At 65.8% G+C, this 19,849-nt stretch carries 19 protein-coding genes; 9 read left to right on the forward strand and 10 right to left on the reverse strand.

Annotation, left to right across the window (positions count from 1 at the left end):
• From OXK16_05535 to OXK16_05545, 3 genes are all read left to right on the forward strand, one after another.
• A partial coding sequence (locus tag OXK16_05535) for an HlyD family efflux transporter periplasmic adaptor subunit (protein MDE0375409.1) occupies positions 1 to 1,949 on the forward strand: 1,949 nt, incomplete at its 5' end.
• Entirely contained in the window at positions 1,946 to 2,662 is a 717-nt protein-coding gene (locus OXK16_05540) for an ABC transporter ATP-binding protein (protein MDE0375410.1), read from the forward strand. The genes OXK16_05535 and OXK16_05540, both read left to right, overlap by 4 nt.
• The gene (locus OXK16_05545; GenBank protein MDE0375411.1) at positions 2,659 to 3,915 is read left to right on the forward strand and encodes an ABC transporter permease; all 1,257 of its coding nucleotides are present in this window, start codon (positions 2,659 to 2,661) and stop codon (positions 3,913 to 3,915) included. Before OXK16_05540 ends, OXK16_05545 begins: the two co-directional genes overlap by 4 nt.
• 28 nt (positions 3,916 to 3,943) lie before the next feature.
• Here OXK16_05545 and OXK16_05550 read toward each other — a convergent pair whose 3' ends face one another.
• From OXK16_05550 to OXK16_05580, 7 genes are all read right to left on the reverse strand, one after another.
• Positions 3,944 to 4,297, reverse strand: a complete 354-nt coding sequence (locus OXK16_05550) for a PaREP1 family protein (GenBank protein MDE0375412.1) — start codon at positions 4,295 to 4,297, stop codon at positions 3,944 to 3,946.
• A 99-nt stretch (positions 4,298 to 4,396) separates the two neighbouring features.
• Positions 4,397 to 5,311 carry a DMT family transporter gene (locus OXK16_05555; GenBank protein MDE0375413.1) on the reverse strand — a complete coding sequence of 305 codons (915 nt, stop codon included), beginning with the start codon at positions 5,309 to 5,311 and terminating at the stop codon, positions 4,397 to 4,399.
• Positions 5,312 to 5,365: 54 nt separating this feature from the next.
• Entirely contained in the window at positions 5,366 to 6,565 is a 1,200-nt protein-coding gene (locus OXK16_05560) for an ABC transporter permease subunit (GenBank protein ID MDE0375414.1), read from the reverse strand.
• Positions 6,566 to 6,579: 14 nt separating this feature from the next.
• On the reverse strand, positions 6,580 to 7,356 hold the full coding sequence (locus OXK16_05565; protein ID MDE0375415.1) for an ABC transporter ATP-binding protein: 777 nt from the start codon (positions 7,354 to 7,356) through the stop codon (positions 6,580 to 6,582).
• A 16-nt stretch (positions 7,357 to 7,372) separates the two neighbouring features.
• A complete protein-coding gene (locus OXK16_05570; GenBank protein MDE0375416.1) occupies positions 7,373 to 8,455 on the reverse strand; it encodes an ABC transporter permease subunit in 1,083 nt (360 codons plus the stop codon).
• Positions 8,456 to 8,631: 176 nt separating this feature from the next.
• Positions 8,632 to 10,431 (reverse strand): hypothetical protein, encoded by a 1,800-nt coding sequence (locus OXK16_05575; GenBank protein MDE0375417.1) that lies wholly within the window; start codon positions 10,429 to 10,431, stop codon positions 8,632 to 8,634.
• 268 nt (positions 10,432 to 10,699) lie between these two features.
• Positions 10,700 to 12,073, reverse strand: a complete 1,374-nt coding sequence (locus OXK16_05580; GenBank protein MDE0375418.1) for an ABC transporter substrate-binding protein — start codon at positions 12,071 to 12,073, stop codon at positions 10,700 to 10,702.
• A gap of 67 nt (positions 12,074 to 12,140) precedes the next feature.
• Between OXK16_05580 and OXK16_05585 the strand changes: the two genes are divergently transcribed.
• Positions 12,141 to 12,416, forward strand: coding sequence for a hypothetical protein (locus OXK16_05585; protein MDE0375419.1), 276 nt, complete (start codon positions 12,141 to 12,143; stop codon positions 12,414 to 12,416).
• 87 nt (positions 12,417 to 12,503) lie between these two features.
• On the opposite strand, the gene OXK16_05590 is transcribed toward OXK16_05585, so the two are convergent.
• The 3 genes from OXK16_05590 to OXK16_05600 form a co-directional block, all read right to left on the reverse strand.
• Positions 12,504 to 13,028: a hypothetical protein gene (locus tag OXK16_05590; protein MDE0375420.1), complete on the reverse strand. Its 525-nt coding sequence runs from the start codon at positions 13,026 to 13,028 to the stop codon at positions 12,504 to 12,506.
• Positions 13,029 to 13,055: 27 nt separating this feature from the next.
• Positions 13,056 to 13,535, reverse strand: a complete 480-nt coding sequence (locus OXK16_05595) for a DUF2165 domain-containing protein (protein ID MDE0375421.1) — start codon at positions 13,533 to 13,535, stop codon at positions 13,056 to 13,058.
• Between the two features lie 405 nt (positions 13,536 to 13,940).
• Positions 13,941 to 14,531, reverse strand: a complete 591-nt coding sequence (locus OXK16_05600; GenBank protein MDE0375422.1) for a nucleoside deaminase — start codon at positions 14,529 to 14,531, stop codon at positions 13,941 to 13,943.
• A 151-nt stretch (positions 14,532 to 14,682) separates the two neighbouring features.
• Between OXK16_05600 and OXK16_05605 the strand changes: the two genes are divergently transcribed.
• The 5 genes from OXK16_05605 to OXK16_05625 all read left to right on the forward strand — a co-directional run bounded on the left by OXK16_05605 (position 14,683) and on the right by OXK16_05625 (position 19,799).
• Positions 14,683 to 16,293, forward strand: a complete 1,611-nt coding sequence (locus OXK16_05605; GenBank protein MDE0375423.1) for an amidohydrolase family protein — start codon at positions 14,683 to 14,685, stop codon at positions 16,291 to 16,293.
• A gap of 4 nt (positions 16,294 to 16,297) precedes the next feature.
• On the forward strand, positions 16,298 to 17,053 hold the full coding sequence (locus OXK16_05610; protein MDE0375424.1) for an isochorismatase family protein: 756 nt from the start codon (positions 16,298 to 16,300) through the stop codon (positions 17,051 to 17,053).
• Positions 17,050 to 17,631 carry an amino acid synthesis family protein gene (locus tag OXK16_05615; GenBank protein MDE0375425.1) on the forward strand — a complete coding sequence of 194 codons (582 nt, stop codon included), beginning with the start codon at positions 17,050 to 17,052 and terminating at the stop codon, positions 17,629 to 17,631. Before OXK16_05610 ends, OXK16_05615 begins: the two co-directional genes overlap by 4 nt.
• 106 nt (positions 17,632 to 17,737) lie before the next feature.
• Positions 17,738 to 18,934, forward strand: coding sequence for an amidohydrolase family protein (locus tag OXK16_05620; GenBank protein MDE0375426.1), 1,197 nt, complete (start codon positions 17,738 to 17,740; stop codon positions 18,932 to 18,934).
• A 262-nt stretch (positions 18,935 to 19,196) separates the two neighbouring features.
• Positions 19,197 to 19,799, forward strand: coding sequence for an urea carboxylase-associated family protein (locus tag OXK16_05625; protein MDE0375427.1), 603 nt, complete (start codon positions 19,197 to 19,199; stop codon positions 19,797 to 19,799).
• The last annotated feature ends 50 nt before the right edge of the window (positions 19,800 to 19,849 follow it).

The raw sequence follows: 19,849 nt of genomic DNA on the forward strand, positions 1-19,849 counted from the left end.
CTTCGGCTGAGCAGGCGGTGGCGAGTGCGTTGGCGCAGCTTTCGAGCGCGGAGGAAGCGCTGGGGGACCTGCTGGCCGATCCGACCGAAACCGAGACCGCCTCCGCTCGATCGGCGGTGGCACAGGCGCAGGCCCAACTGTTGAGCGCGGTCAGCCATGCGAACGACTCCTGGGTGGCCCTGGGCGAGGCCTGGGACGAGTACTGCGATGAGTACGGTGCCTATAACGTCGCCGCGGTGACCTGTGCGGGGACCCTGCCTCTCGAGGGCGACGAGGTCGTGGACCCGCTCTCGGACGAGGAGGTGGAGGCTCTGCACGAGACGCTCGAGGGTCGTTCGAGAAACTACCAGCAGCTCGCCAACGCCCTCATAGACGGTAACCTCGAGTACATCCTCGCCGAGGCTGCGCGGCAGACCGCGGTGACGAGCCTTGCCACATCCGAGGATCGACTGGCCGACCTCCTCGTACCGGCCTCCGAAGAAGACTTGCGCCAGGCGGAGTTGGCGGTGGACGCCGCCCGCGCGAGCCACACCGCAGCCGTCGCCCGCCTAGAGGCGCTCCGGGAGGAGCCCACATCCCAGGACCTATACCAGGCGGAACAAGCGGTGAACGCCGCCCGCGCCAACCACACAGCCGCCGCCGCCCGGCTCGATCAACTCCGGGGCGACCCGACGGCCGAGGATTTCTACCAGGCTCGACAGGCCGTGGACGCCGCCCGCGCGAGCCACACCGCGGCCGCCGCTCGCCTTGAGGAACTACGAACGCCGGCTGACGAGAGCGACTACCAGCAGGCTCAAGCCTCGCTGGACGCCGCGCTGGCGAGCCTGGCCACCGCCCAGGCACGTCACGACGAGCTTCTGGCGGGCGCCACCGCCAACGCCATCGCTCAACAGGAGGAGAACGTGCGGCTCGCCGAGATATCGCTGGAGGAGGCTCGCTCCGCCCTGGCCGATCTGTCGGTGGCGGCCCCCTTCGACGGAACCGTAGAGGCGGTGAACGTCCACCCGGGCGACCGGGTGACCCAGAGCGTCGTCGCTTTCTCGATGAGCACGCCGGACCGGATGATGATCGCCCTGGCTGTTACCGAAGCTGATCTGCTGGCGCTCGAGGTGGGGCAGGCCGGCTTTGCCTCCTTCGATGGAGTGGAGGGCGTCCAGTACCCGGCGCGGATCGTTTCGATCAGCCGCCTGCCCGACACCGCCCAGGGTGTGGTGACCTACGGGGTGGAGGCGCGGATCCTCACCGGCGCCGAGACCGTCGAGGTGGCGAGCCAACTGGCGGTCATCGCCGGCCAGGGGGTCGTTCCCGGAGTCGCCGGACTTCCTGAGGCTGTGACCGGCGCCGGAGATGGCGGGGTCGGGGCCGGCTTCGGTGGGGGCAGGCCGGATGGGCCGCTTGCCGGGATGGAGTTACCCGAAGGCGTGACCATCCAGGACGTGGTGCAGGCGGTGGTCAACGGTGAGCCCCCTCCTGAGGGGGTGAGCTTGCCGGAGGGCTTCGAGATCCCCCTGCAGGAGCGCGAGCGTCTTGCGGCCGGTGGGTTGCGACCACTCGGTCGGCAGGGCCAGGCCGGGACGGCCTCGGTCGGCAGCCGCGTGCTTCCAGCGCCCGGAATGAGCGCCACCGTCACCATCCTCACCGAGGTGCGGGAGGAGTCGGTGCTCGTTCCCGTTTCCGCCGTGCGCCAACTCGACGGCGAGTGGTTCGTGACCGTTCCGGCGGCTGACGCCGGCGCCGGAACCGGTTTCGAGCGCGTCACGGTCGGAGTAGGCGAGTCCGACGGGGTGAACGTGGAGATCACGAGCGGTCTTGAGAACGGCGCCGTGCTGCTCATCGGGGCCGACAGCGTCGGCATCGCTTACCGCACCATCCAGCAGCAGGACTCGCAGCCGGGGCTCGGATTCGTCCCGGGTGGCACGCCCGGCGGCTTCGGCGGAGGCGGACGGTGATCATTCTGCGCGATGTGACCCGCGTGTATGCCACCGGAGGCATGGCGGTGCGGGCTTTGGCGGGTGTCAACCTCGAAATCGACCGCGGGGAGTTCGTCGCCGTCATGGGTCGGTCCGGCTCGGGCAAGAGCACTTTGATGAACATCATCGGCCTGCTGGACCGGCCCACGACCGGCGAGTATCTTCTCGCCGGGCGCGATGTGGAGCGGTTCACCGAGGACGTCCGATCTCGCCTGCGCGGCGCCGCCTTCGGGTTCGTATTCCAGTCCTACAACCTGCTCCCGCGCATGACAGCCCTCGAGCAGGTCGAGTTGCCGTTGATCTACCAGCGTGCCCAGGATCGCAGGCGGCGGGCCGCCGAGGCGCTCGTGCGAGTAGGTATGCAACACCGCATCGCGCACCTGCCCAACGAACTCTCCGGGGGCGAGCAGCAGCGCGTGGCGATCGCCCGATCTCTAGCCGTGAACCCACTCATGCTGCTGGCCGACGAACCGACCGGTGCCCTCGACACGGCGACCGGTGGGGAAATCATGCGACTGTTCACCGAGTTGGTCGAAGAGCGGGGCGTAGCCGTCGTGCTGGTGACGCACGAGACCGAGGTGGCTACGTACGCCCGGCGGACCATCCGTATGCGCGACGGGAAGATAATCGAGGACAGCGGCAAGAGCGGGGGGCCGCCGGCCCGGGCTCCGGCAGGGGCGTCCGGGCATTGAGCCTGATAGACGCCTTCCGCGTCACCCTGCGAGCCATCTTCGCCAACCGGCTGCGCAGTGTGCTGACCTCGCTCGGGGTGGTCATCGGGGTCAGCTCGGTCATCGCGCTGGTGGCGGTGGCGCAGGGTACGCAGCAGGGTGTCACCGACCGCATCCGCGGCCTCGGCACGGGCCTGATCTTCGTAGAGTCGAGCGCGGCCGCCACCACCTCGCAAACCGGCGGGCCTGCCGGGCTCGGTCAGTCGACGCTGGTTGCCAGTGACGCCGCCGCTATCGCGGCCGACGCCATTCCGGGCGTCATCGCGGTCGCGGCCCACGCCGCGGTCGACACGCAGCTGGTCGCAGGAGCGAACAACGTGGGGGCCACGGTGGTCTCCACATCAAGCGAGTACGGCGAGGTGCGCGACCTGGACGTCCGTTCGGGCTCGTTCATCACTCCTGCGCATGACGAGGAAGGTTCGATGGTGGCCGTGCTGGGAGCGCGGGCCGCGGAGACGCTGTACCCCGGCGCGGACCCGGTAGGACAACAGGTGCGGCTCTCCTTCGCAGGTGGCCGTCTCACGCTCGCCTTCGTGGTGGTCGGGGTCCTCGAGGAACAGGGCGGCGCGGGCGAGGCTGACGACCAGGCTTTCATACCGCTCACGAGCATCGCCAACCGCCTGCGTTTCCTGTACACGCCGGCCGGGGACCTGCGGGTCACCCAGATCGACGTCCGGGCCGCCGACGGCGTCGACGAGGACCGTGTCAAGGAGGAGATAAGCGAGTTGCTGCTCTTCCGCCACGAGACCACCGAGCCGGACTTCGTGATCCAGAGCCAGGACGATCTGATCAGCGCGGCGACCGAGGTCAGCAACACGCTCTCGATCCTGCTGGGAAGCATCGCCGGCATCTCCTTGCTGGTCGGCGGGATCGGGGTGATGAACATCATGCTCGTCTCGGTCGCCGAGCGTGCTCGCGAGATCGGCATCCGCCGCGCGGTGGGCGCCACGTCGCGCGACATCGTGACGCAGTTCGTGACCGAGGCGCTGACATTGAGCCTGTTCGGTGGCGTGGTCGGCATCGCCCTCGGGACCGGAGCTTCGTTGGCCGTCGACGGCCGGGCAGTGGGCGGGCAGGAGTTGGCGGTGCTGATTCAGCCGTGGAGCATCGCGGCGGCCTTCCTGGTGGCGGCCGGCGTGGGCTTGGCCGCCGGCAGCTACCCGGCCTACCGCGCCGCCACCATCGATCCCATAGCCGCGCTCCGGAACGAGTAGGCCGGGCGAGTCCCGGGAGGACCGGCTGTCAATCCAGCAATGGTTCCAGTCTGTCAAGCAGTTTGCCTACGTCGGTGAGTCCTCCGGCAACGTAGTCGGCGTCTCCCCAGTTCTCGTAGAGGTTCTGGTGGAGGGCGTTGGCTGACCTGAACCAGCTGCGGATGCTGTCGTCGCCGGTCTCCGTGGCCAGTCTGGCGATCACTCGGTGGAGTGAGGCGTGGGTGTTGTGGTCCCAGTTCCGGTCGGCGGCGACGGCTTTGATCATCTGCGCTGCCGCTCCCCATCCCTTCTCAGATGCCTGGCGGGAGTCTCCCTCGGCCAACTCCTCGAAGCCTTGGGCGAGCAGGTGCCGGGCTGCGTCCTGGTAGGTCAACGTCGTCATCGCATTCTCCTGTTTCGAGTTCTAACGTCGTCCTCCATTGCGTACAGTAGCGTAATGTCGGTGATGTGAGCGGGCGAGGGAGTCGTTTGCGAACCCCTGCTAGCCGGCGATGGACATCACCAGGCCGACCGCCACCAGCCCTACACCCGTCCTCTGCAGGTGGTGTAGGCGTTCGTGGAAGAAGATGACCCCGCCGATCACCGCGATAACCCGGCCGCTCTGGGAGAGCAACCCGATCAGCCAGGCCGGCGCGTAGGCCAGACCGTACCCGAAGGTCACGAAGGAGATGGCGTCGATCACCCCGACCAGGACCAGCAGCCATCCGTTGCGCCAGGTGATCTTCGATTGCCTCTTGTCCCAGTCCTCCAGGCGAGACTCTTTCCCTTCGCGGTTCCTGTTCTGGGTAATCCGGGCGATGATCACGAACACCAGGGCGACGTACGCGACCGTGTAGAACCGCTGGGTGATGATGGTCCAGTTGGAGTCGAGGCCGTCCCGGATGGGAATCTTCAGCCCGGCATTGGAGAGCGATCCCACCAGCACCGCGATCATGGCGAAGACCGGGCCCCACGTGACCAGGCGGATCTTGGTGCCCTTCTCGATGACGAGCGAGGCCAGGACGGCACCTGCCGCGGCGATGGGGATACCGACCCACTGCACGGCGGTGGGCCTCTCCGCGAGCAGCCAGTAGGAATAGAGCACGGTGATCGCGCCCGACAGGGCGCTGATGGGGCTCACCACCGAGACCGGACCGAGCCGCAGGGCCATGTAGCTTCCCAGGAACGAGGTGGCTGCGGCCGCCCCCAGCAGGCCCAGCAGGATGACCTGGTCCCTCGTTATCTGGTAGGGCACGCCGATCGCCACCGCCCAGGCGATCATCACCACGAAGGCGATGGTCAGGGTGACGGTGGTGGAGCGGAGCACCCCGAAGCGACGGGCCACGACCGCCGTGAGCAGGTTGTTGACACCCAGCGTGACCGCTGTGATCAGCCCGAAGACGGTCCCGATCAGCATGATCCATGTCCTGACGGGGTCACTGCCGTGGACTGAGCCGGTTGTCGATTCGGACTATTCGTGGAGTTGGTCTCCGGCGCGACCGGCAGCGCCCGCGGCTCCCGCCACCTTGGAGATGTCCGTCGTGCCGCTGACTCGTTGCGGCATCCAGCTGACCATCCGGTTGAACATCTGGTTGAGCAGGTAGAAGGTCAGGAGCGAGTAGAAGGCGACCACGATGGCCACGATCACCAGGCGGGCCGTGTTGGTTTCCTGAACCGCAGCGGCGGCCATGAAGCCCAGCCCGGTCGGGAAGCCCAGGAACTCGGCGGCGATCGTCAGCGACCACCCGAGCCCACCGGCCAGCAAGAGCGCGGTGCGTAGTTCCGGCATGGCGCCCGGAACCACCACTTTGAAATAGGTGCGCAGCCGCGACGCGCCCATCGTGCGGGCGCTCTCGATATACCTGTCGGGCACGTTGGCTACCGCGTTCATGGTCGCCACCACCAGCATCACCCACACGCCGAAGCCGATGAAGAGCGTGGTAGCGCGTAGGTCGACTCCGAGAGCGAACTGCATCCAGGGGATGGCTGCCAGCAGCGGGATCATTCTCAGGAAGTTGAACGGCGCCCACGAGATCTGGCGCAGGGCGGACCAGTAGGGGAGGGCGAGACCGGTGGCCAGGCCGGCGATCAACCCGACACCCAGGCCGGCTACCAGTCGGGACAGGGTCATGAAGGAATGGAAACCCAGCGCCAGGAACACAGCCGTCCAGGTCCTCGATTCAGCACCCTCTATGGCGGGGAACGGCGCCAACTCTCCGAACTGCAGGGTCAGTCCGGCAATGCTGAACCCTCCGAACAAGTCCCAATTGCCGGACAATCTGTAGAGGGCGTTGTAGATGATGTAGTCGAATCCTGGCACGAGCGGATGTTCAAGAGTCCCCTTGGGTGCGATGTACGACACGATCTGCCAGCCCACCAGCAATACCGCCCAGGTGATGAAGAAAAGAGGATTGTTCTTCACGGCGTTCAAGATGCGCTCGGGCAGACGGACAATGCCCTTCCCGATCCTGATGACCGCTGCGGCCGACCTTCGGTATCGGAAGACGAATGTGTAGGCCCACCACAGGACAACCCAGAAGGAGATGAATTGCCAGGTGAGATGGAGTGTGCCCTCTTCGAACTGCCAGTCTCCAAGCGACGAGAAGGCGAGGACGACCAGACCTGAGCCGAAGATCCAGGCGGCCCATCCGACCCAGAATAGGATCCTCAAGAGTCTGGTGAGGCTCAAACCTGGGTCGCTTCCTCTTCGGTGATTCCCAAGTGGGCCAGGATCGTCTTGGTGATATCCACCGCGCCGGCACTGGCTCGCACATCTTCATCACGGGGGCGTGGCAGGTCGACCGGGATGTCATCGACCAGTTTTCCTTCGGCCAGGAGGATCACGCGGTCGGCCAGGATCAAGGCCTCCTCGATGTCGTGGGTCACGAAGAAGATGGTCTTCTGTGTCTCTTCCCACAGGTCGAGGAGCACGTCATGGAGATTGCGGCGGGTGAAGTAGTCGAGGGATCCGAAGGGTTCGTCCATGAGGATCACATCGGAGCCGACCGCCATGGCTGCCGCCAGCGCCACCCGCTTGCGCATACCTCCGGACAGTTCCCGGGGCCACGAGTCGGCGAAGTCGGTCAGCCCCACCGCGTCCAACCAGTGGGCGGTTGTGGACTTTCGTTCCTCGTCGTCCACCTTGAGGGCGCGGAGGCCGAACTCGACGTTATCGCGGACGTGAAGCCAGGGAAAGACGGTGTCCTGCTGGAACACCATCGCCCGGTCGGCGCCGGGCCCTTCGACAACTTCCTCACCCAGCCTTATCTGGCCGGCGGTCGGCGGCTGGAGTCCGGCCAGAACCCGCAGCAGGGTGGTCTTCCCGTGACCGGATCGTCCGACCACGCACACGAATTCGCCCGGTTGGACCTCGAAGTTGACATCGTGGAGGGCGTTGACCAGTTGGCCGGACCGGTGCTCGAACACGCACCATAGGCCCTCGAAGCTAACGACTCTTGACATAGCTGTTCCTCCTTGTCTACAGCCCAAGTCGGCGGCCGGCCTCGGACCACCTGGTCAGGTAACGGATGATCACCAGCAGCAATGCATCGACCACCACCGCAAGAACTCCGTAGAAGGTGATCAACGCCACGAGCGCCGATGGAGCTTGGAGTTGGCCGATCAGGAACCTCCAGATGTCGATCAGGTGCCCTCCGCCGACCTGTATTCCGAGCACCTCGACCAGGACACCCAGACCCCAGGCACCTGCCAGCGCGATGCGGAATCCCCCCGCGATCTCTGGAACCGTGCCGGGCAGGTAGACCCAGCGGAATATCGAGCGGGGTGTTCCGCCCAGGGTCAGGGCCGACTCCACGATCCCGACGGGTATGTTCTCGGCGGCCCGCCGGCTGAAGAAGTACATGAGCAGCGTCGTGTAGAAGGTGACCAGGCCGATGGTGGTCATGATCGGCACCTCTACACCGAACCAGATGACGAAGAACGGTGCGGCGATGAAGATGGGGGCGGTTCCGAAGAAGGAGGCGATCGGCGTGAATACCTGGGCGACCTTCGGGAACACGAGGCTGGACAGGCCGATCGCGAGACCGGCGATGGTGCCGAACGCAGCGCCGAGCAGGATACGGATGATCGTCACGATCAGGTGAATGCCGTAGCCATAGCAATAGTCGGGTAGCTGGCCGATCGGAACCGGCAGAGGGCCACCGGTCAGGGCAGCGGTGTCAGACGTGTACTTCCATCCCATCAGGCTCGAGGCGACTTGCCTGAAAGGATTGTTGACGTTTGCCGGGTGAAGATCGGGGCAGGCGTGGACGAACTTGATCCTCATGTCCTGGCTGGTTCCAAGGTTGCTCCAGAAGTGGGCTATGGCGCCTTCCTCCCGGAACAGTCCCCACACCCCCTGGAGTATGTCCTGGAAGGGACCCACCGCGCCGAATGGCGGAGGGATGTCGTAGTGCCAAGGAGATGCCTCGAGGGAGAGCAATACCCAAGCAACGAAAAAGAGGGTTATTCCTATCGCAATATAGACGATGCTGGCAATTCTGCGCCGTCTCTTTTCTCGTTGTGCCTTGGCTCTCACATCGAGAACGTCTGTGGAGGTCATCGTCACTGGATCTCAAGCCCCTTTACGTAGTGGCGACTGACGGAGCGCTCTTGGGAGGGTGATCTGGTTGGTCTCTAGTCCACAAGCCAACGCGGGGCCGGATGGCGATCCGACCCCGCGTCGGTCCTTCTCACTTGCCTGCACCAGGCAAGTCACGTTGTCTTCGGCGGATGAGACTAGCCGATCAGGGCCGCCTCAAGGAAGCGAAGACTGTCGTAGAAGTTGTAGTTGTCGTAGAGGGCCTGGGCCTGGTCGATCAGAGCCTGCTGGCTGGCCGACAGGTCCATGCCGCTCGCCCGAGCGAACAGGTCATCGGAGCGATCCTGCATGCCCTTGAGGTCGTAGTAGATCTCCTGGGCCAGCAGGAACTCTTCCAATCCCGCCTGAGTGTCGTAAGTCTCGGACAGGACTCCCCTCGCCTTCAGAGCCTCGATCTGGGTGCGGAACACCGTCTCGGGGTGGTAGCTCGGCAAGCTCAGATCCCACAGAGCTTCCTGGTCTTCCCAGTTGAAGGACGGATCGATCGTATCCCAGATCACCCCGATATCCTCAGGTTCCATGGTGATGCCGCGCTTCTCGTTGATGATGTTGGCCTCGATCTCCCAACCCGTCTCCTGGACCGCGGGATCCTCGAGATAGGCGAGAATACGGTTCGCCATCGCGACGACCCGATATGCGAGGTCCTTGTTCTCCTCGACCCATTCGCGGCGAGCCAAAAGGCCGGTGCCACCAACGGTGGACGAGGCGATCGCGGTCTGCTGTGACAGGGCGTCGTGCTCGTACATCATGGCGAAGTTGATCAGCGGATCCCACCCGTTGCGCATCATCTGCACCAGGGTCGGAGCGCCATAGGGCATGGCGAACTCGATCCGGCCCGCTTGTGCGGAGAGCTGCACGATGGTCGGGTCATCCACGTACACCGGAGTGGAGTAGTTACGCCAGTCGTTGGTGGTGATGCGGATGGGCTGCGCGTTTCCGGCGTCATCAAGTACCGGAGACCCGTCCCGGCCTAGGAGGACCAAGGGGTTGCCTTCGCCGTCCAGGGCCGGAATGTCCTCGACTACGTCCTCCCACCACTGGGGCAGGTAGGCGAAGAAGGCATCCGAGTACTGGGACTGCGTCGTGCTGTGCGGCGGGATATGGACTTCCTTACCGACCAACTGCTGTACCGCAGCCGTGGCCGCCTCCGTGAAGCTCATGCCCTCGTCCATGAACTCGAGAGCCGTCTTGGCCTCGCTGTCCGGGGCTACCAGGATCGCATAGCCGACGTAGATGTCAGCGAAGTGGATGGGCGGAATGCTCTGACCGAAGGTCTCCAGCGTTCCGAAGAGGCCAGGTACCCATCCCTGTGCAACGTCGCCGTCACCACGCTGCAACCAAGGAACGATCTCCTGGGTGCCGGTGAAGTAGTGATAGGTCGGCTGGTTAGGAGTGATGGTGATACCCCATTCCTCCCACCATCCCAGCTCGATCGGGATCTGCCAGTAGGCAAGGTCGGCACAGCACGGATAGATACCCATGCGAACCTCGGCGGCACGGATCTCGGGCGCCGTGACCATCATGGACTCTTCGAGAGCCATCTGGGCTTCCTCGGCCGCCATCTCGGCTTCCTCAGCCATCGCAGCAGCCTCATCGGCCTTCATCTGGGCCTCTTCCAGAGCTGCCTGGGCCTCAGCATCGCCTGCCTCCGCCGCCGCCTGGGTGGCTTCGAGGTCGGCCTGAGCCTGTTCCAGGGCCGCCTGGGCAGCAGCTGCATCGGCTGCGGCCGCGTCGGCTTGCGCCTGGGCTTCCGCCGCCTGGGCTGCCGCTGCGTCGGCTTGCGCCTGAGCCGCAGCTGCCTCGGCCTCGGCCGCCTGGGCCTCCGCCGCCGCCTGGGCAGCAGCTGCGTCGGCTTCGGCCGAACCGTCGTCGCCGCAGGCTGACGCCAGCAACGCTAGGGCCACCATCAAGATGATGGCGCCACGAAACTTCTTCATACGAGGTCCTTCCGCTCGCTTGCTTGCCATGTTGGGCACAGTCAATTCCCAAGGATCACGCCGCGTACCGGCGCAACCCGTATTTATAGCGCCTGTCGCTCTCCGATCCCAAAGGGCTTTACAGACTCGGGGCCTGGGGGCTCGAAGAGGACTATGCACTACGTCTGCCGGTGCCGGAACGGCTGGCCGGATTACTGTAGCAGGGACCCCCGGACCGCGCCCATGAGAGCGCACCTCTCCGCATCGATTCTCGGCCCCGATGAGGCGCCTATCCGTACGGTGTCGGCGACTGCCCGGTCGGTGTCAGGGAGAGGTAGAGGCCGCGCCGGTCGCCCGATACGGAGCCGGTTACAACGGCATTCGTGATCAGGTCGGTGCGGTAGACATGGTGCGTGTTGACGTAGACAACCCCGACGAAGGGGTACGCGTTCTCCGCCTCGATCAGCTGGACCCTCTGGAACACATCTGAGCGGTCCTCGTCGCTCACCGTCGCCAGGTCCGTCAGCGCCGGGATCAACTCGGGGAGGACTTCCTCGGGCGGCGCCTGCCAGCCCGGCCTCGGAAGCACGTAGCGGTAGGGGTTGGCGTACCAGCCGTGGCGGGTGACGGTCAGGTCGTAGTCGGCGGTGACGAGCCTCGCGAGCCAGGTGGCTCGGTCGAGGGGCACCGGCTCGACCCTGACCCCGGCCTCGCTCCACGAGGTCAGGAGGACCTCGAAGAAGGCCTCCGGGTACTCCTGCTCGGGATAGAGCAGTTCGAGGCTGACCCCGTCCTCGTACCCCGCCTCTGCCAGGACCTGCGCGGCCGCCTCGACATCCCGTTGGTATCCCGGTAGTTCGGTAGGACCTAGACCGTACGCGAGCAGGGGATGGGAGGTTGACCACGGCCCGGCCTCGCCGGCGAAGGCGGTGTCGGCCAGTCCCTGGCGGTCCAGGGACAGCCATGCGGCCCGAACCACCGCGCCGTCAGCGGTCATGCCCCTGCGGGCGGCATGGAGCCAGATGGTCCAAGCCGGTGTTCCTACCACCTGGAGAAGCGGATCCTCTATGAGTCCGGCCGCCACCTCGATGGTGTTCGTCCGGATCAGGGCGACTTCCCCCTTCTCGAGGGCGGCCACCCGGTCAGGCTCATCCTCGATGATGCGAATCCGGAGGAGTTCGTAGTGGGGGAGAGCGGATGGATCCCAGTAGTCCCGGTTGGGTTCCAGCGCCAGCTCCGAGCCGGGCACGTAGGAGACGAACCGTAACGGCCCGGTCCCCACCGGCTCCGTTCCGTGGGTGGGTGCCGATTGGGTCAGGATCGACGAGAACCCGCTCCCGGTGGGGTCGGCTACTTCGAACAGGAAGGCGCTCGACGGCTCCCTCAACTCGAAGACGACCGTGTAGTCGTCGGTCGCGGTCACGCTCTCCAGGTTGCGGGCCCGTTGGCGTACGACCGGGCTTCCGTCGGTGAGGGCCCGCGTGACGCTGTAGACCACGTCCTGAGCCGTGAAGTCGGCGCCGTTGTGGAACCTGACGCCCTGCCGCAAGTGGAATGTGTAGGTTCTGCGGTCCTCGGAGATGTTCCATTCGGTGGCAAGGCGGGGTAGTACCTCACCCGACGGGCTGGTCCAGGCCAGCGTCTCGTACACGGTGGTCAGCACCGGAGCGCCTTGACCGCTGCCGTCGGAGTTGATCGGATCCAGAGCGGATATCCCGGCCGGCTCCGAGATGACGAGCTCGACGATCGGCGGCGCCTCGGGTGGGACGACCGTCGTGGTGGTGGTCGTCGCGGCAGGGATCGAGGTGGTCGTAGTGGGAGGGAGGGTCGTGGTGGATGTCGACGTGGTACTGGATGGGGCCGATGTGGGGGTCGTGGTCGGCTGTGAGGTGATGGCCGTGGCCGGCCGAGTGGTCGGGGGTTGCGTGGAAGGGGTCACATCCCGGCCGCTCGTACCGCAGGCCGCGGCGAAGAGCACCAGGATCGCGAGAATCGGCCGAAAGTGACGGATCGCGCCGACTTCTATCGGTGACTGAGGCCCTCCAAGACCATCGGGACCCGCCTCCGGGGCTGCGGGTCGTGCCGGAGTGCGATCAGATGGAGAACTGATGGGTCGCCCCGTTGACAGTCACGGTGTAGTCCCCGGGCTCGAACCCGTCGCCGATCGGTACGACCACCTCGAACGGCTCGAGCACCTGGGCGCAGACAGAGCCGGGTTCCGGCGCCACGCTCCGGACCATGACGGTGTAGTCGCTTCCGTCCTCCGTGACCTCGGTGAAGGTCTCGTGGCAGGGTGTGGGATGGTCGCCTTCTATGTACACCAACACCCGCGGTGGGGAGGACTCGAGGATGGACACCTCCACACTGCGGATGTGGGCCGGCGGGTCCTCCACGGTCGGTTCGTCCGCCTCGATGGTGGTCGTGGTCTCTTCGACCGGCGCGGGCCCGGTGGCGGTTGTGGTGTCGGTGATGGGATCCTGGGCGGTGGTGATCCCGGTTTGGGTGATCCCGGAGGACGTCTCTTCGTCGGAGCCGCAGGCCGCGGACGCCATTGCCAGTACAGCGACGACGGGGAGGACTGCCAGGAGCTTCCGGCGTAGCCGGTGGCCGAATTGCATGCTCGGAAAGTCTATCCGGCTACAGGGCTAGGCCAGCCGGAGGATGATGATGCCGGCCAGGGTGATCAGGTTGATGCGGGTGGAGTCACGGATGGCGTTCCAGCTCTCCGACTGCCAGCTGACGAACCACTCGGCGCCCACCACCTGGATGACGAGGAACCAGACCACCAGGGCCGCCATGAAGGCCAGGTAACCGAACAGTTTGGCCGCCTCCCAGGCGTCGGCGGGCGCGCCGAGGTTGGTAGCCAGGAAGTAGCTACCGACCAGCGACAGCACGGTGACCGCCACCTCGAACAAGAGGATCGTGACAAAGGCGATCCGGTGGAGGGCCGGCGACCGGATCTCTCGCCACTGCGTTCCCCTGTCCATATTGGTGGTGTCCATCGTCATGATGTGCTCTACGAAGGCCAGGTTGGCGCCGGGTGCGGTGAGGTTGTTGAGCACCACGATGCCGCCCATCACTCCGGTACCGAGCAGGATCAGCAACGGGATGAGGCGGAAGACCATCTCGACGGTGGTGATGTCGGCGTCGATCGCTCGTCCTCCTCGGTCGGCTTCCGGTCACGGGGACCACCAGAATAGGGGCTAGGGCAGGAGAGTGGTCGGAAGCGATCGGCTCGTTACCCCGACGGCGAGGCGCCTGTCTGTGATTTGGCACGCCCGGCAACGTCGCCATGTACCACCTCTATCACCACCCCGACCACGCTCCACTCGGATACCGCGACGACCGTATCCCGGCACCGCCCGCGAGTCCGGGAGAGACGCTGATCATCTACGGAATCGGTGACGTGGCTCTCGATCCCGTCTACATGTCGACGTTCCCCTCGGAGGGATGTGGCGCGGCGTGGTCAGGGCCCGGTGCGGCGCACCGGTCTGGCGGCGCGACTCTCGTGTTCTCTCCGGGCTCGGACGCTAGATCCGGCGCGCCATCATCTTCTCGATCACCCCGCCGATCGTGGTGGTGAACACCTTCAGCGAGATGTCGCTCAGCTCCTTCGAGCAGTCGGCTGGGGAGAAAGTCTGGGGTTCGGCAAGGCGCGCCCAGTGCGGGGCCAGGGCGTTCGGGCCGGTTATGCCTCCCTTGCCGACATCGCTTGCTACGTAGAGGGTGGTGGTGACAGCCGAGTTGATGATCCTGATCGTGCACATCTCGCACGGTTCGAGCGAGGTAATCAGGGTGTGACCCCTCAGATTCCCTCCATCAGGATGCGTGTCCTCGTATATGTTCAGCGCCGACATCTCGGCGTGTAGGTCGCTTCTGAACCTCGGCGCCAGCATCCGGTTGCGGTCGCTGACCAGAACCCTTCCGTCGGGGTCGACGATCAGGCAGCCCACCGCGGCGTTGCCCTCGAGTCCGCCCGTAATGGCTTCCTGGATCGCCTGGCGGGCGATGGCGTCATGCGGTCTCGCTCCGTCAAAGGCCTCAACGCGTTCCCGCAGGTCGAGCAGTTGCTGTTTCGTCTCGGCCGGGATGGTCCCGGCCCCATCAGGATGTAAGCTCATGTCGTGCCCAGGTTCTACTCCGTGCTCCCGTTGCTTGTCAACCGGCAGTTGCTCGGAGTGAGGAACCGGGCAGCGTCGCTCCGGGCCACCAGCGCGGTCTTGACCCGGGGAGATGGCGAACCGACGGCTTGAAAGGACGGAGTTCGGGCATATGGCGGGACAACCTCTCGATCTGGTGGTAACCAACGGCACGGTCGTGACGGGCGGCGGACGCTACCGGGTGGCGGTCGGCGTCAAGGACGGCAAGGTGGCCATGCTGGCTCCCGAGGAGTTGATGCCGTCTGCCAAGAAGACCATCGACGCCCGCGGCAACTACGTGCTCCCGGGGGTGGTGGACTCCGAGGCCCACCCAGGGTGCTACGTGCCGTTCGACTACGACATGACCACCGAGTCGCGGGCGGCTGCTACGGCGGGCATCACCACCTGGGGTATCCAGGCGCCGACCACTCGTTTGGGCACGAAGCCGTTCAAGGAAGTAGTGGGCAGGGCCGACGTGGTCTCGTTCAACGAGTCGTTTCCTTCGGGGCGGGACGTGATCAACGAAGTGAGCCATGTCGACGCCTACCTGACCTACATGCTCGAGACCGACCAGCACGCCCGGGAGATCCCTCAGTACGCCGAGGAGCACGGGGTCACCTCCTTCAAGCTCTACCTGCAGACCCGTTCGATGAAGGGCATGTCGGACGAGGACGACACCAACTGGCCGTCCCGGCGGGCCGGTCTGGGTACGGGTATCGATGACGGCACGGTCTACCTGGTGATGGAGGAGGTCGCCCATATCGGCCATCCGGGGATCGTTCACATCCATCCCGAGAACTGGGAGATCGGGCGGATCTTCGAGGACCGCCTTCGGAGTAGCGGCCGCACCGACTGCGGTTCGTGGACCGACCGCTCACCCGATTTCCTCGAGGCCCATCACGTCCGCTCCTACGCCTACCTGGCCATGCAGACCCCCGGCCACGTTCCCCTCTACCTCCAGCACTGCACCACCAAGCTGTCCTTCGAGGAAGTGGCCCGAGCCCGCGCCGAGGGTCTGGAGCTGTACGCGCAGACCGGTCCGCCATGGCTCTGGGCCGAGCCCGAGTACGGCTGGAGGATCAACGTCCCGCTCCGCCGCAGGGACAACATCGAGGCGCTCTGGGTGGCGCTGGCCGAGGGCATCGTGGACGTGGTCGGGTCCGATCACGTGGTTGGATGGGAGCCGTCCTCCCACGAGGAGATGTACAACCCGGTGATCTGGGATTGCCGTACCGGGTTCTCGAGGGTGGAGTTGTTCCTGCCCGTGATGCTGTCGGAAGGGGTCAACAAGGGCCGCATCAGCCTCGAGCGGGCCGTCCAGGTGAGTTGCGAGAACCCCGCCAAGACCTCTGGCCTCTGGGGAACCAAGGGCTCGCTCCTGCCGGGCTTCGACGCGGACATGGTGATCATCGACCTGGGTCGGGAAGTGAAGGTCGGCAAGGAGCACATCAACACCAGGTCGGGATGGTCGATCATGGAAGGCCATACCTTCACCGGCTGGCCGATCATGACCATCCTGCGGGGCGAGGTCAGCGCGGAGTGGGCGGACGACTCACCCGGGATGCGTCCGGTCGGAGATCCGCGGGGCCACTACCTGCCTCGCAAGCTGGGGCCGAGCCATCAGGTCTTGGACGCCAACAGCCCGGCCCGGGTGGCCCCCACCCAGCGCTGGCTGGCCGACAAGTTCGCCCGACCCGGCTTCGCCCCCGAGACCACCAAGTACACCCGTCCGATAGGAGGGTAGGTAGATGGCCATCTGGGACGACGTCCTCACCGAGACCGATCGGACGGTCTTCGCCGCGGCCGGTTGGGGCAAGCGGGCCGGATACGGCGAGCGTCCCGCCATCATGGTGATCGACGTCAACTACAACTTCTGCGGGGACCGGGCCGAGCCCATCCTCGAGTCGATCGAGCGGTGGAGGTACGCCTGCGGGCCAGAGGCCTGGGAGCGGGGGATCCCCGCCATCCAGGACATCCTCGACGTGGCCCGGGCCAAGCGCCTTCCGGTCATCTACACCACCAACCCGCGCCGGGCCGACGGCTTCGACCTCGGGATCTGGTCGCTGAAGAGCACCCGGGCGGAGGACGAGGTGGACGTGATGGGGCATAAGGGCAACGAGATCGTGGCCGAGGTGGCGCCCCGACCCGACGACCTGTTCATCGAGAAGCGCAAGCCGTCTGCCTTCTTCGGAACGCCGCTGGTGAGCCACCTCACCATGATGAGGGCCGATTCGCTCATCCTCACCGGCACCACCACCAGCGGATGCGTGCGCGCCAGCGCCGTGGATGCCCTCTCGAACGACTTCAAGGTGACGATCCCGCACGAAGCGGTGTTCGATCGTGGCGAGGTGTCACACAAGATCGCCCTCTTCGACCTGCATATGAAGTATGTGGACGTCACTGACCTGGACGACGTTCTCACGTACCTGAGAGACCTGCCGGTGGGCTTGTTCGACGACACCTATCCGCCTGCCGCCGCGGCTGCCGGGAGGGAGTTGCTGTGAGCCTGGACTTTTCCATCAGGAAGGTCATCAACCAGGTCGAGGAGGAGCGGATCAGGGAGGGGATCGAAGCAGACCCGCCGCTCCGCAAGGCGGTGGTGGCGGCGGCGATCCACAACCCCTACGCGGGGAGCTACCACGAGGACCTGTCCGAGGCGGTGGCGTTCTCGGCCGGCCTGGGTCGGATCCTTGGGGAGATGGCCATGGACGCCCTGGGAGAGCCGGTCGTGTCCTACGGCAAGGGAGGGATCGCCGGACTAGATGGATCGCAGGAGCACGCGGTGATGTTCCTTTCCACCGCCTTCGCCAACCCGCTCCGCGAGACGCTCGGCGGGGGAGTCGCCTGGATGTCCTCTGCCACCGTCGTGGCGGCGGCAGGAACCCCGATAACGATCCCGCTGGCCCACAAGGACGCCCTCTACGTCCGGGATCACTACGACGCCATCACCCTGTATCCCGGCGACGCTCCCCGGGCGGACGAAGTACTGGTGGCCGTGGGGGTCGCCAACCGGGGGAGGCTCAACGCCCGGATGGGAGGTCTGGCGCCCGAGGACGTGATCGGCGAGGACGGGCTCCGTTAGGAGGGTAGGTAAAGATGTCCAGTTGGCACGATAGTCGGCAATGAAACTCCAGGCCACGGGATCGCGGGCCAACCGATCCCCGTCTTCCTCAGCACCCTCCTGAGCGGTGGGCAGACCACGCCGGACCGCGATCGTCAACATCGGGACTCTGGTCACGGGTGACCTGGCCGGCCCGGTCACAGATGCGGAGGCGCTGTTCATAGAGGACGGGTCCATCGTGTCGATCGGATCCTCCGAGGGCTACGAGCACGCCGACCAGGTGATCGACGCCAACGGGACGACCGTCGGGCCGGGATTGATCGACTCCCACTGCCACGTGGTCATCGGTGACTTCACCCCTCGCCAGAACGTGGTCGGCTTCCTCAGCTCGTACGTTCACGGTGGGATTACCCAGGTGATCTCGCCCGGCGAGATCCACGCGCCGGGTCGACCGCACGATGCCGACGGAGTGGTCGCCCTGGCCGTGTTCGCCCAGCGGTCGTGGAGCAATTACCGGCCCAACGGGATGAAGGTCAACGGCGGAGCGGTGGTGCTCGAGCCGACCCTCCGGCCCGAGCACTTCCGTTATCTGGCTGACCAGGGGGTGTGGCTGGCCAAGTTCGGGTTCGGCCGGTACGAGGACCCGGCCGACGGACTGCCGCAGGTGCGGGCGGCGCAGGAGGTGGGGATCAAGGTGATGTGCCACTCGGGTGGGGCGTCGATCCCCGGCTCCAAGCCCATCACCACCGATCATCTGATGCTGCTCCGTCCTGACGTGTGCGGCCACATCAACGGTGGCCCCTCGTCGCTTGACGATGACGGAGTCGTCCGGATCGTGTCCACGACCGATCTGGTGCTCCAGATCGTCCAGGCCGGCAACCTGCGGAGCGCCATCCAGATAGTGGAGTCGGTGCTCGAACACCGGGCTGAGCACCGGGTGATCATCGGGTCGGACACGCCCACCGGGACCGGTGTCATGCCGCTGGGCGTGCTCAAGACGATGGCCGAGCTCTCCTCCCTCACAAGTGCCGATCCGGCCACCGTGTGGGCATGGGCCTCGGGGGTAACGGCGGACGTCTACGGCCTGGATGCGGGGAAGGTCGAGGTGGGCCGGGCGGCCGACCTGGTGATCGCCGACGCGCCCTGGGGATCGTATGGCGGCGACGCCCTCGGCGCCCTCGCCAGGGGCGACATCCCAGGCATCACCGCCGTCCTCATCGACGGCCGGGTCCGCGCTTTGCAGAGCCGCAACACCCCCGCCGCGGCCCGCCAGGTGACCGTCACCCCCGAGATCGGTGAGCTCCCTGGCTCTGCCCACGTCTGAGGCGCCACATGGGTCAGCACACCTCGCTAACCCCTTCTGAGGGTTCGGGGAGGGAGACCCGACCGATGGGAACCCCGGCGGGTCCACATTGTGGATCAGGCGGGAGACCATCCAACTACCATCGCCGAGGCAGCCCTCCCGGCTGGTCGGGACCAGCAGGTCTTCGGCCAAAGCAGGTTCCATCTCGTATTGGAGCACCCCGGGCGGCACACGCGCTTCAACAGGCAGCGGACACCGAGAAACCGCAAGAGGAGACCGATTAATGAGCGGAGCAACCGAAGTCATCGTTCCGGCCCGAGAGGGTCGGGGTGTCTACATGCGCAAGGGTCAGTTGCTGGACATCGTCGATGTCGAAGGCCACCAGGTCGGCGACCTGATCGCCTGGTTCCGCAACGATCCCTCCGAGTACCTGTCTCCGACCCACACGGTGTCGTGCAACGCCTCGATCGAGTTGGTCACCGGATCACAGGTGTTCTCCAACCGCCGCAACCCGGTTTTCACCATCGTCCGGGACGACGTGGAGCGCCACGACATCATCGTGCCGTGCTGTGACCACGAGCGTTTCAAGCGGGACTACGACCTGGACGATCACGACCATTGCCTGGCCAACCTCTACCAGGCGCGGGACCTGCTCGGGGAGGACTTCGGCTTACACGGCGAGATGGCCTGGAACGTGTTCATGCACAACCGGGTGACCGACGACGGGGACGTGGTGACCGATCCCGCCGCCCACGACGCGGGCGCCACTATGACCCTGCTGGCCCACGAGGATCTGGTGGTGCTCCTGTCCGCCTGCCCCCAGGACCTCACCCCGTGCAACGATTTCAACCCCACCTCGATGCTCATGAGGCTTCGGGAGGACTAGTGGTCTGTCTGCGAAACAACCGGGTGCTCTGGCGGCCATCGGCGTCCCGT

Source organism: bacterium, from assembly GCA_028821235.1.
Lineage (GTDB): Bacteria > Actinomycetota > Acidimicrobiia > Spongiisociales > Spongiisociaceae > Spongiisocius.

Excerpts from the sequence above, each read along its gene's own strand:
- OXK16_05565 (MDE0375415.1), bottom strand. The coding sequence starts at position 7,356 with ATGTCAAGAGTCGTTAGCTTCGAGGGCCTATGGTGCGTGTTCGAGCAC.
- OXK16_05590 (MDE0375420.1), bottom strand. The coding sequence starts at position 13,028 with ATGCAATTCGGCCACCGGCTACGCCGGAAGCTCCTGGCAGTCCTCCCC.
- OXK16_05585 (MDE0375419.1), top strand. The coding sequence starts at position 12,141 with ATGACGAGCTCGACGATCGGCGGCGCCTCGGGTGGGACGACCGTCGTG.
- OXK16_05595 (MDE0375421.1), bottom strand. The coding sequence starts at position 13,535 with ATGGTCTTCCGCCTCATCCCGTTGCTGATCCTGCTCGGTACCGGAGTG.
- OXK16_05555 (MDE0375413.1), bottom strand. The coding sequence starts at position 5,311 with ATGCTGATCGGGACCGTCTTCGGGCTGATCACAGCGGTCACGCTGGGT.
- OXK16_05605 (MDE0375423.1), top strand. The coding sequence starts at position 14,683 with ATGGCGGGACAACCTCTCGATCTGGTGGTAACCAACGGCACGGTCGTG.
- OXK16_05575 (MDE0375417.1), bottom strand. The coding sequence starts at position 10,431 with ATGAAGAAGTTTCGTGGCGCCATCATCTTGATGGTGGCCCTAGCGTTG.
- OXK16_05570 (MDE0375416.1), bottom strand. The coding sequence starts at position 8,455 with ATGACCTCCACAGACGTTCTCGATGTGAGAGCCAAGGCACAACGAGAA.
- OXK16_05625 (MDE0375427.1), top strand. The coding sequence starts at position 19,197 with ATGAGCGGAGCAACCGAAGTCATCGTTCCGGCCCGAGAGGGTCGGGGT.
- OXK16_05550 (MDE0375412.1), bottom strand. The coding sequence starts at position 4,297 with ATGACGACGTTGACCTACCAGGACGCAGCCCGGCACCTGCTCGCCCAA.
- OXK16_05610 (MDE0375424.1), top strand. The coding sequence starts at position 16,298 with ATGGCCATCTGGGACGACGTCCTCACCGAGACCGATCGGACGGTCTTC.
- OXK16_05600 (MDE0375422.1), bottom strand. The coding sequence starts at position 14,531 with ATGAGCTTACATCCTGATGGGGCCGGGACCATCCCGGCCGAGACGAAA.